The following is a 13,134-nucleotide window of genomic DNA, read 5'->3' as shown; positions in this document are numbered from 1 at the left end:
AAGGGGGAGCACGCCCGGCGACGGGCGCGCACATGTAGTACGGAATGGTACCGAGCCGCCGTACCCCCTCGCGAAACGGTTTGCGTCCGCCTCGGCACTCCTCGTCGGCTAGTCCTCACCGAGGGACTTCATCAGCCGTTCCCGCTCCGCGTCGTCCACCTGGACCGGTTCCACTCCGTACGCGCCGGTGAGCCGTCGGAAGCCGCCCGTGCTCTCCAGACGCCCGGAGACGCGGATGGGGATCCCGGCGAGATGGGCGTGGGCGGCTGTGCGGTAGGCGTCCTCGTCGAGGATGACACGCAGATGAGGTACGTCGGCGCCGGTCAGGACGCGGAGGCGGATCGTTCCGGCGCCGTGGTGGCCGGAACGGCGGAGGCGGGTGACGGTGCCGGTGACGTGGGCGGGTACGGAGGGCTCGTCACGGAGGTAGCGGGCGGAGGCCACGCGGAGGGCGGGGAGGTCGCCGGGGGTGAACTCGACGGGTTCGGGGAGGGTGGCGCAGCCGGTGGGGGCGCCGGTGGCGGGGGCCCAGGCGAGGGTGACGGTGGCGCCTTCGGTGCCGTGGACGAGGGCGATGAGGGCCTCGGTGAGTTCACGGCCGGCGCCGGCGGCGACGGCGGTGTCGAAGGCGTCGGGACGGCCGGTGGCGCGCTGGTAGTCGACGGCGTCGCGGGTGGCGTGGAGGCCGTGGTGAAGGCGTTCGGTGACGGGGCGGCCGGGGTCGACGGGGACGAAGGCGGTGAGGCCGTGGGGGGCGCCGGGTGCGGTGCCGACGAGGACGTCGTCGATGAGGGCCCGGGCGTGGTCGCGGTGGCGGGCGCCGTGGTGGCGGGCGTGGCGGTGGACGGCGAGTGCGGCGGCGAGGAGGACCTGGCGGGCCGCGGTGCGGAGGCGGTCCTGGGTGCTCCAGGGGGTGGCGTCCGGGGCGGTGGGCCGGGCGGTGTCGCGGTTCCAGCGGATCTCGTCGCTGGGGAGGGTGAGGCAGGTGAGGATGTCGCGGGCGGAGGGTGCCGCGCTGCGGGTGAGGGCGGCGAGGGCTTCGGTGAGGAGGTCGTCGCAGTCGGGGAAGGCGCGGCTGGTGGGGACGAGGAGGCTGGTGGGGGTGGTGCCGGGGCCGGGCGGGGTCCAGCGGGTGCATTGGCCGGTGGCGCTGCCGTGGGGCTGCCAGCCGTGGCGGCGGAGGAGGGCTCCGAGGACGACGGGGTCGATGTCGGTCGGCCGGTGTGGCATCAGGGTGTCCCTCCCGCCCCTACGCGGTTCATGATCTCGCAGAGCGCCCGGTCGTCGAAGATCCGTGTGGTCGGTACGCGGACGGTGGTGCGGCGCCTGCCGGTGACGGGGTGGCCGGCGAGGTTGGTCCAGTAGCAGCAGTGGCGCAGGTCGAGCCGGTCGTGAGCGGCGCGGAGCCAGTCGCCCTGGGTGCGGGGGACGAGCATGACGACGAGGATCTTGTGTACGGCGACGGGGGTGCGGGCGAGCTTCACCAGGTGGTCGTTGTCGAGGGTGAAGGAGAAGGCGGGGCCCGGGGGGTGTGGGGGGATCTGGTAGGTCGCCTTGAGCTGGACCTTGATGGTGACTTCGTCGTCGACGGTGTGCCCGGGGGCGCTGTGGCTGATGTGCCAGTCGATGCCGTTGTCGGGGAAGGGCTGGGAGAGCGTGCATCCTGCGGCGGCCACGACGGCGTGGAGGTAGCCGACCTGGAGGGTCTCCATGCAGGCGGTGGTGGCGAGCGCGCCGCGGAGGGGTGGGGCGTGCTGGGTGCCGGGGTCGGGCTGCGCGGCGAGCGCCATGGCTCTTCGGGCCTTCCGGGCTGGCTTTGCGTCAGTGGGGTTGCGTCTCATGTCTGTTGTGACCGGGCGGCGTACGGGACAAACGGTCCGGGTATCACCGATTCGGGCAGGGGATCGGACCATCTGCCGGTGATGTACGAGGAGTTCGGGCTATGGCGAGCTGGTTCGAGGGGCCTCTGGCGGCATTCGACACGGAGACGACGGGAGTCGACGTCGAGCGGGACCGGATCGTTTCGGCGGCCGTGGTGGTGCAGGACGCCGAGGGTGGTCGGTTGCGGACGACGCGTTGGCTGGTGAATCCGGGTGTTCCGGTGCCGTCGGCGGCGACGGAGGTGCACGGTCTGACGGACGATCATCTGCAGCGGCACGGGCGGTGGCCGGCGCCGGTGGTGGAGGAGATAGCCCGGCTGCTGGCGGAGCAGTGTGCGGCGGGGCGGCCGTTGGTGGTGATGAACGCGCCGTTCGATCTGACATTGCTGGACCGTGAGTTGCGACGGCACCGGGCGTCGTCGTTGGCGCGGTATCTGCAGAACACGCCGTTGTGCGTGCTGGATCCGCGGGTGCTGGACAAGCATCTCGACCGGTACCGGAAGGGCCGTCGCACATTGACCGACCTGTGTGCGCACTACGAGGTGGCGCTGGACGGGGCGCATGACGCGGCGGCGGACGCGGCGGCGGCGCTGGGGGTCGTACGGGCGGTGGGGCGTCGGTTCGCGGCGCGGCTGGACGAGTTGTCGGTGGCGGAGCTGCATACGCGGCAGGCGGTGTGGCATGCGGCGCAGGCGCGGGGGTTGCAGGCGTGGTTCGCGCGGAACGGGTCGGAGGAGGCGGTGGATCCGGCGTGGCCGTTGCGGCCGGAGCAGTCGGCGGCGGCGGCGTGAGGCGTGCGCATGAGGCGTGCGCCGGGAACAGAAACAGGTCCCGGGAAATGCGACAAGGCCGGTCCGCGTATGCAAGACCGGCCTTTTCCGTGGGCGATACTGGGTTCGAACCAGTGACCTCTTCGGTGTGAACGAAGCGCTCTCCCGCTGAGCTAATCGCCCGGGAACGCACTGAACCATACAGGTCCTGGCGGGTTTCGTTCAAACCGCTTTCAGGTGGGCGGTGAGCCGCGGTGTCCGGTGCGCGTCATCAGGTGACGGCGAGACCGCAGGGATATGCCGAAGGCCCTGGAGATCGGTGATCTCCAGGGCCTTCGGTCCGGGTGGTGGGCGATACTGGGTTCGAACCAGTGACCTCTTCGGTGTGAACGAAGCGCTCTCCCACTGAGCTAATCGCCCGGGCGCACCGCAAACATTACCGCATGTCAGCGGGTGCTCTGACCGGGGTCGGTGATGCCGGTGGGGGCCCGTCGGGTCACCTGTCGATCTTCCAGGGCATGACGATGCCGAACTTCCACACGTAGATGCCGATCAGCACGCCGGTGATGATCAACCCGGTGGTGGTGAGGATGATGTTGCGGCGTCGTACGCGAGGGTCGAGTGCGCGCTGTGCGGCTTCGGTGACCTTGCGCTTGGTCCAGCGCAGCACGAGCTGCGCCCAGACGAATTCGGTGGCCCAGATGGCCATGCCGGCGAAGATCACGAACCAGCCGGGTCCGGGCAGCGGCAGCATGATCACGCCGACCACGACGACAGCGAGGCCGATGAGGAAGACGCCGACCTGCCAGCTGACATGGAGGGTCCGGCGGGCCTTGATGAAGCCGGGCGCTCTTGAGCCGAGCGGCCGCCCCATGGCCGCTTCGGTGGTCACGTCCGTGGTCACGCCCGGGGCCGTGTCCCCCGCAGCGGGCGCGCCGGTCGCCGACCGGGCGACCTCTCCCCGCTCGTCACTCTCCGCCTTCATAAAGGCCAACCTACCCGACGAACGGCGTCGAGTGGGCTACCGAAATAGACCTATAACCCCTGGTTACACACCGCCAAACGAGGTACCCCAAGCATCACAAAACGGTCAGAGGGGTTTACAACGGCACCGTAGGTGGGATGTCGATTTCGCCGACGTGCGAATCCCCGAGCGCACACTGAGCGAAAGGCCATGGCGCTTATGAACACCACGGTCAGCTGCGAGCTGCACCTGCGCCTCGTTGTATCGAGCGAGTCATCACTGCCTGTTCCGGCGGGCCTGCGGTATGACACGGCCGATCCGTATGCCGTGCACGCCACCTTCCACACCGGCGCCGAGGAGACGGTCGAGTGGGTCTTCGCCCGCGATCTTCTCACCGAAGGGCTGCACCGGCCCACGGGCACCGGCGACGTCAGAGTCTGGCCGTCCCGCAGCCACGGCCAGGGCGTCGTCTGCATCGCGCTGAGTTCCCCGGAGGGCGAGGCCCTGCTCGAGGCCCCGGCGCGGGCCCTGGAGTCGTTCCTGAAGCGGACCGACGCGGCGGTGCCGCCCGGCACCGAACACCGTCACTTCGACCTCGATACGGAGCTCTCGCACATCCTGGCCGAAAGCTGAGCCGGAAGGGAGCCTTCCGGCGCCGTCCGACTCGGGGCGACGGCGCCGGTACGCCCTCCTGTGGCCGCGGCACGCGGGCCGCGGGAGGGTGAACACGGTAAACGGGGGCACCGTCACCGCGCATCGTCGCGGTGACGGCGCCCCCGTGCTTGTTCCGGCCGTGTTCGGAGGTGACCCGGGGGCGCCGCGGGCAAGCCGCTAGAGTCAGCGGAACCGTCGGGCGCCCGCCCGCGGCAGGCCAGGGAGCGGAAGCGTGCTGATCCCCCACGACACCCGGATCGCCCTCGACACCGTCGTCGACCTGATGAACACGGCGCCGGAAGGGGGCCGCAGCGAGGAGCTCGGGGACGTACCGTCGCTGTACGCGTTCGTGGAGGGACACCAGATCAGCGGCGTCGGCGAGCTGGGGCCGCAGGACCTGCGAGCGGTGCGGGCCGTACGGAGCGGATTCACCGAGGTGTTCGCGGCGCCCGACGCACGGACGGCGGCCGGGCTGATCAACCAGCTGGTGGCGGCCGCCGGCACCACACCGCAGCTCACCGACCACGACGGCTACGACTGGCACGTCCACTACTTCGCCCCGGGCGCCTCGGTCGCCGACCACCTCGCGGCCGACTGCGGCATGGCACTCTCGTTCATCCTGGTGGCGGGCGAGCGGGAGCGGCTGCGGCGGTGCGAGGCGCCGGACTGCGGGCGGGCGTTCGTCGACCTGTCGCGCAACCGGTCGCGCCGCTACTGCGACAGCCGCACCTGCGGCAACCGGCTGCACGTGGCGGCCTACCGGGCGCGCCGCAGGGAGGCGGCGGCCGGCTGAGCCGGTGGGCGGTCCGACTCCGCGCCGTAGCGGGTTCACAGCAGGAAGAGGTCGTGCACCGACGCCATCAGGAGAAGGACGCCGATCACCGTCAGGAAGATCATGAGCGGTGGCTGGGAGAGCGCGAACAGGCAGCCGCGCGGTTCTTCGGTGGTGGCGGGGTTCTGCTCCCGCGAGGTATCGAGCATCTCGGGGCCGATCATGGCGTAACCGACAGCCCGGCCCTGACTCAACAGGCCCCACAAAAAGGGCAGTTCGCCGCATAGCTCCGGTGACCGCCACCAGGGCGCCGCCCACCGCCACCCTTTCGCGCCACCCCGTGTCACCGCCTCTCGGGACGGTGACGTCAGATTCCGTGCTTCTTGAGGATGGCCTCGATCTCGCTGAAGTCGTCGGCGGGTGCGTCCTTCTTCGTACGGCGGGGCCCGCCCTCCAGGGAGGGCTTCGCGGCGCCCGGCGCCACGGCGCCCGGCCGCTCCGCTCCGGCCGCCGCCCCGCGCTCCTCGCGCTCCTTGCGGCCGCCCCTGCGCCGCTCGACCGCCCGGGTGCTGGAGAACAGCAGCCAGGACGCCCCGAGCACGCCGAAGCCGGCCCACGCCACCGGGCTGAACGCCGTGTCGGCCAGCCACTGGACGGCGCCGGTCATCACCAGCCCCAGAGGTACCAGCGAGTAGGCGGCGATGCGGGTCGCGGCGAGGAAGCGGCGGCGGTACGCGGTGATCGCCGCGATGCCCAGTCCCGCCGCGGACACCGCGGAACAAATGGTCTCGGCAAGCATGCGGTCCTCCAGCCGTGGGCGTCGCGTCCCTTCCATCCTGCATCGCCCGGGTACGCGGTGGCCACGGTCCCGCGGGCACGGCCCGGAGATCTCCGGGAGATCTCCGGGCCCGCCTCCTCCCCAGGTCCCGGTTGGGACGCGGATCGGCGGGCTGGAAGACTGAGACCATGAGCGACTCCACCACCGACCACACCGCGCTGCCCGTCGTCCTCGACGTCTGGTGCGACCTGCAGTGCCCGGACTGCCGGACCGCGCTGGAGGACCAGCGCGCGCTGCGGGAGCGTTACGGCGACCGGCTGGAGGTGCGGCTGCGCCACTTCCCGCTGGAGAAGAACAAGCACGCCTACGCCGCCGCCCAGGCCGCCGAGGAGGCCCTGGCGCAGGGCGAGGGCAGGGCGTACGCGGAGGCGGTCCTGGCGCGGGTGGAGGATCTGAGCACCAAGGGCGAGACGTTCCTGCTGGAGGTGGCGCGGGAGCTGGGCCTGGACGACGAGGAGTTCGACACCGCCCTGATCGACGGCCGGCACCTCCTGATCGTCGACGCCGACCAGGCCGAGGGCAAGGCCCTGGGCGTCACCGGCACGCCCACGTACATGATCGGCGGCGAGCGCCTGGACGGCGGCAAGAGCCAGGAGGGCCTCCGCGCCCGCATCGAGGAGATCGCGGACCGCCTGCTCGCGGAGGGCCGGCGGACGCGGCCCGGCCGTCAGTAGAGCTGCTTCTCGTAGTCGATGAGTGCCGGGCGGTAGCCGAGTGCGCTGTACGGGGTGCGCGGCGGGGCGGCGTCCGGGGCGACCCGGAGGGCCAGGCGGCGGGCGCCGGAGGAGCGGGCGGTCTGTTCGGCGAAGTGGAGAAGGGCGCGGCGGTAGCCCTTGTGGCGCTCGGCCTCCGTGACCGCGATCTGCCGCACGCACGGCACCCACTCCCCCGGCGCCAGCTCGCGTCGGCCCGTCAGCAGGTGGCCGAGCCGCACACCGTCCCGTACGGCGACGTGGAGGGCGGTGTCCTCGGTCGCGGGGCCGCCGGGGAGCGGGGGCTCGGGGAGGGATGCCCGGGTGGCGTGCGGGTCGGCGCTCCGCAACCGCCCGGACTCCGCCTCCGTCATGGGCAGTATCTCCAGGCCGGGCGGAGGCGGCTCGGGGGCGGTCCCGTCGAGATCCTTGACGAGGATGTGGCCGTGTTCCGTGTAGCCGAGCGCGGTGGCCAGACGCCGGGCCGCGGCGGCGTCGTCGCCGGCCGGTACGGAGATCCGGATCCGGTCGCAGCGCCAGCCCCGCAGCACCTCCTCGGCGGCGAGTGCGGCCACCGTGCCCCGGCCGCGCCCGCGGTCCGCCTCCTCCACATGGAGGGCGCGGATGGTGCCCACGGTGCGGCCCTGTCCGCGTACCGTCCCGAGCTGGACGCCGCCCACGGGGCGGCTGTTGACGCACACCTCGTAGGAGCGCGCCAGGGATCCGTCGTCGTGCTGCTGAAGCGGCCCGGTCGGCCGCAGGGTGGTGGTCATCACCGGTTTCCTACCCACCACGGGGCCCCGGGCCATCACCCGGTCACAAGAGGGCGGCCTGTTCCGCGAAGACGCGCATCGCCTTGGCGGTGACCGGGCCGGGAGCGGCGGACAGCTCGCGGTCGTCGACGCGGTGGACGGCCTGGATGTCGCGGAGCGTGGAGGTCAGGAAGATCTCGTCGGCGCGCTCCAGGACGTCCATGGGCAGGTCCGTCTCCTGCGCGCCGGTCCACTCGACGGCGAGGTGGCGGGTGATGCCGGCGAGGCAGCCGGAGGCGAGCGGCGGGGTGTGGATGTGGCCGTCGAGGACGACGAAGACATTGGAGCCGGTGCCCTCGCAGAGGCGCCCGACGGTGTTGGCGAACAGCGCCTCGGAGGCGCCTCGCTGGTGGGCCCTGGCGAGGGCCACGACGTTCTCGGCGTACGAGGTGGTCTTGAGGCCGGTGAGGGCCCCGCGTTCGTTGCGGGTCCAGGGGACGGTGATCACGGCTGTCGTGTCGGGGCGGCGGGTGATCTCGCCGAGGGCGACGACGAGGCTGGGGCCGGTGTCGCCCCGGTCGGAGCCGAGCGGGGACAGACCGCCGGTGTACGTGACGCGGAGCCGGCCGAGCTCCGTCGGGTTGGCCTCCAGGACGGCGGCGCAGGCGCGGCGCACCTCGTCCAGGTCCGGGTCGGGCAGGCCGAGGCCGCGCGCGGAGCGGACGAGCCGGTCGAGGTGGAGGTCCAGGGCGAACAGCCGGCCGCGTACCGCCTTGAGCGTCTCGAAGACGCCGTCGCCCACGGTCAGGCCGTGGTCGAGGACGGAGATCGTCGCGGCGTCCGCGTCGCGCAGTTCGCCGTTGACCCACAGCTTCATCTCAGATGGTCCTTCCGATCGCCTCGTGCACGCCTGACGCTACCGCGAGGAGCCGCGCCGCCTTGAGCTCGGTTTCCCGCCACTCGCGCTCTGGGTCGGAGCCCCAGGTGATGCCGGCGCCGGTGCCGAAGCGGAGGAGGCCCTCCGGCTCGCGTCGGTCGATCCAGAAGGTGCGTATGCCGACGGCCAGCTCCCCGGTGCGGCGGTCGGCGTCGACCCAGCCGATGCCGCCGCAGTACGGACCGCGGGGCGCGGTCTCCAGGGCGTCGATGATCCGCATGGCGCTGGACTTGGGCGCACCGGTCACGGAGCCCGGCGGGAAGGTCGCGTCGAGGAGTCCCGGCCAGCCCTGGCCGGGGGCGAGCTCGCCGCGGACGGTGGAGACGAGGTGGACGAGACCGGGGTGGGGCTCGACCGCGCAGAGCCGTGGGACGGTCACGGTGCCGGTGGCGCAGACGCGGCCGAGGTCGTTGCGGACCAGGTCCACGATCATCACGTTCTCGGCGTGGTCCTTCTCCAGCAGGTCGTCGGCGGTCCTGCCGGTGCCCTTGATGGGGCCGGACTCGACGGTGCGGTCGTCGCGCCGCAGATAGAGCTCCGGGGACGCGGTGGCTATCTCCACGCCGTGCGCGGGCAGCCGAATCGTTCCTGCGTAGGGGGCGGGGTTGCCCCGGGCGAGGAGCGCGGTGAGGGCGTCCACGTCGGCGGTGGCCGCCGTACCCGGCGGGAGGGGTGCGGACAGGACGCGGCAGAGGTTCGCCTGGTAGACCTCGCCGGCCGCGATGTGCTCGCGGATACGGCGTACGCCCGCGATGTACGCGTCGCGGTCGAGCGACGAGGTCCAGTCGTCCGCCGCGGGCCCGCGCCACCGGCCGGATACGGGCGCGGGCACCGGTTCGGGGCGGACGTCACCGAAGCGGGCGCAGGTGAGGCGGCCTTCGAAGTCGGCGGCGACGGCCCAGAAGCCGGAGGATTCGAGGGCCTCCGGATCACTGGTGACGTCCCGCAGATCGGTTGCGACGAGGCCGCCGAAGCGGGCCAGAGGAGCGAGGTCGTGCACGGATGCGAGTGTAGGACGGGGGCCGCGCCGGGGCCGATCGGGCGCCATGGGCCGAGGTCAGAGCGGGGGCCCGCTGGGCGGTGGCGCAGCACGCTGGGCAAACGCGTTTTTGTACTGGCCCGGGAATCCGCTAGAGTTCAACACGTCGCCGGGACGCGGAAGCGGACCGGAAAAGACAGGCGGACGTGGCTCAGTTGGTAGAGCATCACCTTGCCAAGGTGAGGGTCGCGAGTTCGAATCTCGTCGTCCGCTCGATGTGGGGGATCTTCCCGAGACCCCCTGCGCTCCGGGTGGAGTGGCCGAGAGGCGAGGCAACGGCCTGCAAAGCCGTCTACACGGGTTCAAATCCCGTCTCCACCTCCAAGGACGATTAGCTCAGCGGGAGAGCGCTTCCCTGACACGGAAGAGGTCACTGGTTCAATCCCAGTATCGTCCACTGAAACCGCTGGTAGCAGCGGTTTCCTGCGCGATTAGCTCAGCGGGAGAGCGCTTCCCTGACACGGAAGAGGTCACTGGTTCAATCCCAGTATCGCGCACGCAGTGCCCACGGTTCCGTACCTTCTGTCACGACTCCGTGGTCCCGAGGACGATTAGCTCAGCGGGAGAGCGCTTCCCTGACACGGAAGAGGTCACTGGTTCAATCCCAGTATCGTCCACAGTTCAAGAGCCCCTGTCCGCCATCGCGGACGGGGGCTCTGTCGTACGCCGACGGTTCCCGGGCGCGATGAAGTGGCGGTCGGCCAGCTCCCCAGCTGGCCGACCGCCACTGCCGTCCGCCGCACCCCCGTCCCCACGGGGTTGGCCGGATGTCCCCGGCCCGGGCCGCTCTCCCGGGCCCGGGGCGCCCGCTCAGCGCCCCAGCATCACGCCCACGGACGACGCCTGTGTCACCACCGCGTCCCAGCCGCCGAAGACGACGACCAGCAGGGTGGCCAGAGGAAGAACCATCGCCGTCGCCACCAGCGGATGGCGTCGGCCCGTCGGACGGCCGCCGAACGAGGCGAACGACGCCTTCCGTCCCTGCGTGCGGATCATCGTCCGCGGTGCCGTGTCCGCCATGGCTCCTCTCCCGTCTGTCTGCGGCGGCGGGTGTCGGACCTCGGGGGACGAGTGCTGCACCCGCCGCTTGACTTCAACACTAGGGAGACCGGACAGCCCGGGCGTCATGCCCGCGTACCGATTGCCGGGCCTCCTCCAGGAGGAGGCCCCACCCGGCCGTGTACTCCCCTGGTTGGAGACGCCGGCCCCACGCTGAGGGTCTTCCCGGAGGGGACGCGGGAGGACGGGTGGGGACGTGGTGGCGGGTGAGGTGGTGCGCGGCCCGCACCAGGTGACATCGCTCACGTCGAGGTCCCGGGTGCGGGCTCCCCCGTCTCCCCCGTGTCCCCCGCCGCCCCGGGCGGCGGGGCGCGGGCCGTCAGGTGCGTGCCGTGGCAGGGCCGTAGCGGTCGCGGGCGTCAATCCCCCTTGCTCTGAAGGGGCTTGATCATCCGTCCGGATCACGCGCCTTGGCGCGGGGCTCCCCTGAGTCAGCCTCAGGTGCGGGTCCCAGCACTGACAATCGATCGGGACCTGAGGGCGCGGCCTATGAGCGCACCCGGGCCCGGGTACGTAAGCTGGGCGACGTCAAATGGACCGCGGCAGCGGGGTGGGGGCGCTCCCCACGGCAGGTAGGGGACGGACATGGCGATGATGCGGCTCCGGCGCGAGGACCCGCGTGTCGTCGGCTCGTTCAGGCTGCACCGGCGGCTCGGCGCGGGCGGTATGGGAGTCGTCTACCTGGGCTCCGACCGGCGCGGCCAGCGGGTGGCCCTGAAGGTGATCCGGCCGGATCTGGCCGAGGACCAGGAGTTCCGTTCGCGCTTCGCGCGCGAGGTGTCCGCCGCGCGGCGGATCCGCGGCGGATGCACGGCGCGGCTCGTCGCCGCCGATCTGGAGGCGGACCGGCCGTGGTTCGCCACGCAGTACGTGCCCGGGCCCTCGCTGCACGACAAGATCGCCGAGGAGGGGCCGCTGTCGGCGGCCGACGTCGCGGCGATCGGGGCCGCGCTGTCCGAGGGGCTCGTCGCCGTCCACGAGGCGGGGGTCGTGCACCGGGATCTGAAGCCGTCGAACATCCTGCTGTCCCCCAAGGGGCCCAGGATCATCGATTTCGGAATCGCCTGGGCTACCGGCGCCTCCACCCTCACCCACGTCGGTACGGCGGTGGGCTCCCCCGGCTTCCTCGCGCCCGAGCAGGTGCGCGGCGCCGCCGTCACCCCCGCGACGGACGTCTTCGCGCTCGGCGCGACCCTCGCGTACGCGGCGATGGGCGACTCGCCGTTCGGGCACGGCAGCTCCGAGGTGATGCTGTACCGCGTCGTCCACGAGGAGCCCCAGCTGCAGGGCGTGCCGGACGCGCTCGCACCGCTGGTGCGGGCCTGTCTCGCCAAGGAGCCGGAGGATCGTCCCAGCACTCTGCAGCTCTCCCTGCGGCTCAAGGAGATCGCCGCCCGCGAGGCCCAGGGGCTCGGCCTGGGGCAGCCGCCCGCGGACGGGTGGGCCCCCGCCCCGCGACCCGAGCGGGCCGCCGAGCGGCTGGCGCGGGCGGAGCGGGGCGCCGGTCAGCACGGCGCAGGCGGGCACGAGCGGGCACCGCTGCGGCCGACGGAGAGGTACACCGAGCGGACCACCCAGCAGCGGCGTACGCAGCGGACGCCCGCGCCGCACGCCCCGGGTCCGCAGGCCGCGCACGTCTCGTCTCCCCGGACCGGTGGCTCACGGGACCGGCGGCACGCGTCGCACCCCTCGCACCCGGGTCCGCGCACCGGGCCGCGTACCGGGCCGCGTACGGGGCCCCGGCGGACCGGGGCGGGTACCGGGACCGGGACGGGCACGTCGTCGGGCCTCCGCAGGCCCGCGAACCCGCGGCTGCTGCGGCAGCGGCTGTTCGTCTTCGTCGTCGTGACGCTGATCGTGCTGCTCGGTATCGCCGGGGCTCAGACCCTTCAGGGCTGAGGGCGCCCGGCCGTCACGGCGTAGAAGGCCACCGCGGCCGCCGCGCCCACGTTGAGCGAGTCCACGCCGTGCGCCATCGGGATGCGCACCCACGCGTCGGCCGCCCGCAGCGCCTGTGCCGACAGACCGGCGCCCTCCGCGCCCAGCATCAGGGCGACCCGGTCCAGGCGGTGCGGGGCGACCTCGTCGATCGCGGTCGCCTTCTCGTCGGGTGTCAGCGCCAGCAGCGTGCACCGCGCCTCCCGTACGGCCTCCAGGCCGCGTGGCCAGGTGTCGAGACGGGCGTACGGGACCGAGAAGACCGCGCCCATCGACACCTTCACCGAGCGCCGGTACAGCGGGTCCGCGCAGTCCGGGGAGAGCAGGACCGCGTCCATGCCGAGCGCCGCCGCGCTGCGGAAGACGGCGCCGATGTTGGTGTGGTCGTTGACCGACTCCATGACCGCCACGCGGCGGGCCCTCGTGAGCAGCTCCGCCGCCGTGGGCAGCGGCTTGCGCTGCATGGACGCCAGCGCGCCCCGGTGCACGTGGTAGCCGGTGACCCGCTGGGCGAGGTCCGGGTGCACCGCGTACACGGGCGCGGGGACCTCGTCGATGACGTCCCGCATGACGTCCACCCACTTCGCCGAGAGCAGCATCGACCGCATCTCGTACCCGGCCTGCCGTGCGCGGCGGATGACCTTCTCCCCCTCGGCGATGAACAGGCCCTCCTCCGGCTCGCGCCGTCGGCGCAGCTCGACATCGGTCAGGCCCGTGTAGTCGCGCAGGCGGGGGTCGTCGGGGTCGTCGACGGTGATGAGTTCGGCCACGAGGTGATACTGCCTTGTCGAAGGTGGGGTGCCAACGGCCGCCGGGTGGGCGTGAGTCGGCGGGAGGGG

The 13,134-nt window shown here is 72.4% G+C and carries 15 protein-coding genes and 7 tRNA genes; 10 read left to right on the top strand and 12 right to left on the bottom strand.

Annotation, left to right across the window (positions count from 1 at the left end; translation table 11 throughout):
* Positions 1-108: 108 nt before the first annotated feature.
* Both FVS66_RS26900 and FVS66_RS26895 read right to left on the bottom strand, forming a co-directional pair.
* Positions 109-1,230: a hypothetical protein gene (locus FVS66_RS26900; protein WP_262387229.1), complete on the bottom strand. Its 1,122-nt coding sequence runs from the start codon at positions 1,228-1,230 to the stop codon at positions 109-111.
* Positions 1,230-1,790 carry a DUF4365 domain-containing protein gene (locus tag FVS66_RS26895; protein WP_149183816.1) on the bottom strand — a complete coding sequence of 187 codons (561 nt, stop codon included), beginning with the start codon at positions 1,788-1,790 and terminating at the stop codon, positions 1,230-1,232. The genes FVS66_RS26900 and FVS66_RS26895 overlap by 1 nt, the downstream gene beginning before the upstream one ends.
* Before the next feature lie 152 nt (positions 1,791-1,942).
* Here FVS66_RS26895 and FVS66_RS26890 point away from each other — a divergent pair, with 152 nt between their 5' ends.
* The gene (locus tag FVS66_RS26890; RefSeq protein WP_149183815.1) at positions 1,943-2,671 is read left to right on the top strand and encodes a 3'-5' exonuclease; all 729 of its coding nucleotides are present in this window, start codon (positions 1,943-1,945) and stop codon (positions 2,669-2,671) included.
* Positions 2,672-2,761: 90 nt separating this feature from the next.
* Here FVS66_RS26890 and FVS66_RS26885 read toward each other — a convergent pair.
* From FVS66_RS26885 to FVS66_RS26875, 3 genes are all read right to left on the bottom strand, one after another.
* A tRNA-Val gene (locus tag FVS66_RS26885) sits at positions 2,762-2,833 on the bottom strand.
* Between the two features lie 162 nt (positions 2,834-2,995).
* Positions 2,996-3,070 (bottom strand) — tRNA-Val (locus FVS66_RS26880).
* 76 nt (positions 3,071-3,146) lie between these two features.
* Complete coding sequence (locus FVS66_RS26875) at positions 3,147-3,635, bottom strand: TIGR02611 family protein (RefSeq protein WP_149183814.1); 489 nt, start codon at positions 3,633-3,635, stop codon at positions 3,147-3,149.
* A gap of 198 nt (positions 3,636-3,833) precedes the next feature.
* Between FVS66_RS26875 and FVS66_RS26870 the strand changes: the two genes are divergently transcribed.
* A complete protein-coding gene (locus FVS66_RS26870; RefSeq protein ID WP_149183813.1) occupies positions 3,834-4,247 on the top strand; it encodes an SsgA family sporulation/cell division regulator in 414 nt (137 codons plus the stop codon).
* A gap of 253 nt (positions 4,248-4,500) precedes the next feature.
* Positions 4,501-5,061, top strand: a complete 561-nt coding sequence (locus FVS66_RS26865) for a CGNR zinc finger domain-containing protein (RefSeq protein WP_149183812.1) — start codon at positions 4,501-4,503, stop codon at positions 5,059-5,061.
* Between the two features lie 35 nt (positions 5,062-5,096).
* On the opposite strand, the gene FVS66_RS35240 is transcribed toward FVS66_RS26865, so the two are convergent.
* Positions 5,097-5,264, bottom strand: coding sequence for a hypothetical protein (locus FVS66_RS35240; RefSeq protein WP_187645711.1), 168 nt, complete (start codon positions 5,262-5,264; stop codon positions 5,097-5,099).
* Positions 5,265-5,407: 143 nt separating this feature from the next.
* Positions 5,408-5,839: a hypothetical protein gene (locus tag FVS66_RS26860; protein ID WP_262387228.1), complete on the bottom strand. Its 432-nt coding sequence runs from the start codon at positions 5,837-5,839 to the stop codon at positions 5,408-5,410.
* Between the two features lie 167 nt (positions 5,840-6,006).
* Here FVS66_RS26860 and FVS66_RS26855 point away from each other — a divergent pair, with 167 nt between their 5' ends.
* Positions 6,007-6,552, top strand: a complete 546-nt coding sequence (locus tag FVS66_RS26855; protein WP_149183810.1) for a DsbA family protein — start codon at positions 6,007-6,009, stop codon at positions 6,550-6,552.
* On the opposite strand, the gene FVS66_RS26850 is transcribed toward FVS66_RS26855, so the two are convergent.
* The 3 genes from FVS66_RS26850 to FVS66_RS26840 are packed head-to-tail and all read right to left on the bottom strand — an operon-like array spanning position 6,546 to position 9,259.
* Positions 6,546-7,343 carry a GNAT family N-acetyltransferase gene (locus tag FVS66_RS26850; RefSeq protein ID WP_149183809.1) on the bottom strand — a complete coding sequence of 266 codons (798 nt, stop codon included), beginning with the start codon at positions 7,341-7,343 and terminating at the stop codon, positions 6,546-6,548. The genes FVS66_RS26855 and FVS66_RS26850 overlap by 7 nt on opposite strands.
* Positions 7,344-7,386: 43 nt before the next feature.
* Complete coding sequence (locus tag FVS66_RS26845) at positions 7,387-8,199, bottom strand: aminodeoxychorismate lyase (RefSeq protein WP_149183808.1); 813 nt, start codon at positions 8,197-8,199, stop codon at positions 7,387-7,389.
* Position 8,200: 1 nt separating this feature from the next.
* Complete coding sequence (locus FVS66_RS26840; RefSeq protein WP_149183807.1) at positions 8,201-9,259, bottom strand: chorismate-binding protein; 1,059 nt, start codon at positions 9,257-9,259, stop codon at positions 8,201-8,203.
* Positions 9,260-9,438: 179 nt separating this feature from the next.
* Here FVS66_RS26840 and FVS66_RS26835 point away from each other — a divergent pair.
* From FVS66_RS26835 to FVS66_RS26815, 5 genes are all read left to right on the top strand, one after another.
* Positions 9,439-9,511: transfer RNA gene (locus tag FVS66_RS26835), tRNA-Gly, on the top strand.
* Positions 9,512-9,548: 37 nt separating this feature from the next.
* A tRNA-Cys gene (locus FVS66_RS26830) sits at positions 9,549-9,622 on the top strand.
* A 1-nt stretch (position 9,623) separates the two neighbouring features.
* Positions 9,624-9,695, top strand: a tRNA-Val gene (locus FVS66_RS26825).
* Positions 9,696-9,723: 28 nt separating this feature from the next.
* Positions 9,724-9,795: transfer RNA gene (locus FVS66_RS26820), tRNA-Val, on the top strand.
* 48 nt (positions 9,796-9,843) lie between these two features.
* A tRNA-Val gene (locus FVS66_RS26815) sits at positions 9,844-9,915 on the top strand.
* Between the two features lie 193 nt (positions 9,916-10,108).
* Here the strand turns inward: FVS66_RS26815 and FVS66_RS26810 are convergent.
* Entirely contained in the window at positions 10,109-10,318 is a 210-nt protein-coding gene (locus tag FVS66_RS26810) for a hypothetical protein (protein ID WP_149183806.1), read from the bottom strand.
* A 624-nt stretch (positions 10,319-10,942) separates the two neighbouring features.
* Between FVS66_RS26810 and FVS66_RS26805 the strand changes: the two genes are divergently transcribed.
* On the top strand, positions 10,943-12,256 hold the full coding sequence (locus FVS66_RS26805; protein WP_149183805.1) for a serine/threonine-protein kinase: 1,314 nt from the start codon (positions 10,943-10,945) through the stop codon (positions 12,254-12,256).
* On the opposite strand, the gene FVS66_RS26800 is transcribed toward FVS66_RS26805, so the two are convergent.
* Positions 12,247-13,065, bottom strand: coding sequence for an RNA methyltransferase (locus tag FVS66_RS26800; protein WP_149183804.1), 819 nt, complete (start codon positions 13,063-13,065; stop codon positions 12,247-12,249). The genes FVS66_RS26805 and FVS66_RS26800 overlap by 10 nt on opposite strands.
* Positions 13,066-13,134 lie beyond the last annotated feature (69 nt).

Source organism: Streptomyces sp. TRM49041 (assembly GCF_008271805.1).
Lineage (GTDB): Bacteria > Actinomycetota > Actinomycetes > Streptomycetales > Streptomycetaceae > Streptomyces.
The sequence above is the reverse complement of the archived record's forward strand: the minus strand, read 5'-3'. Positions and strand labels throughout refer to the sequence as shown.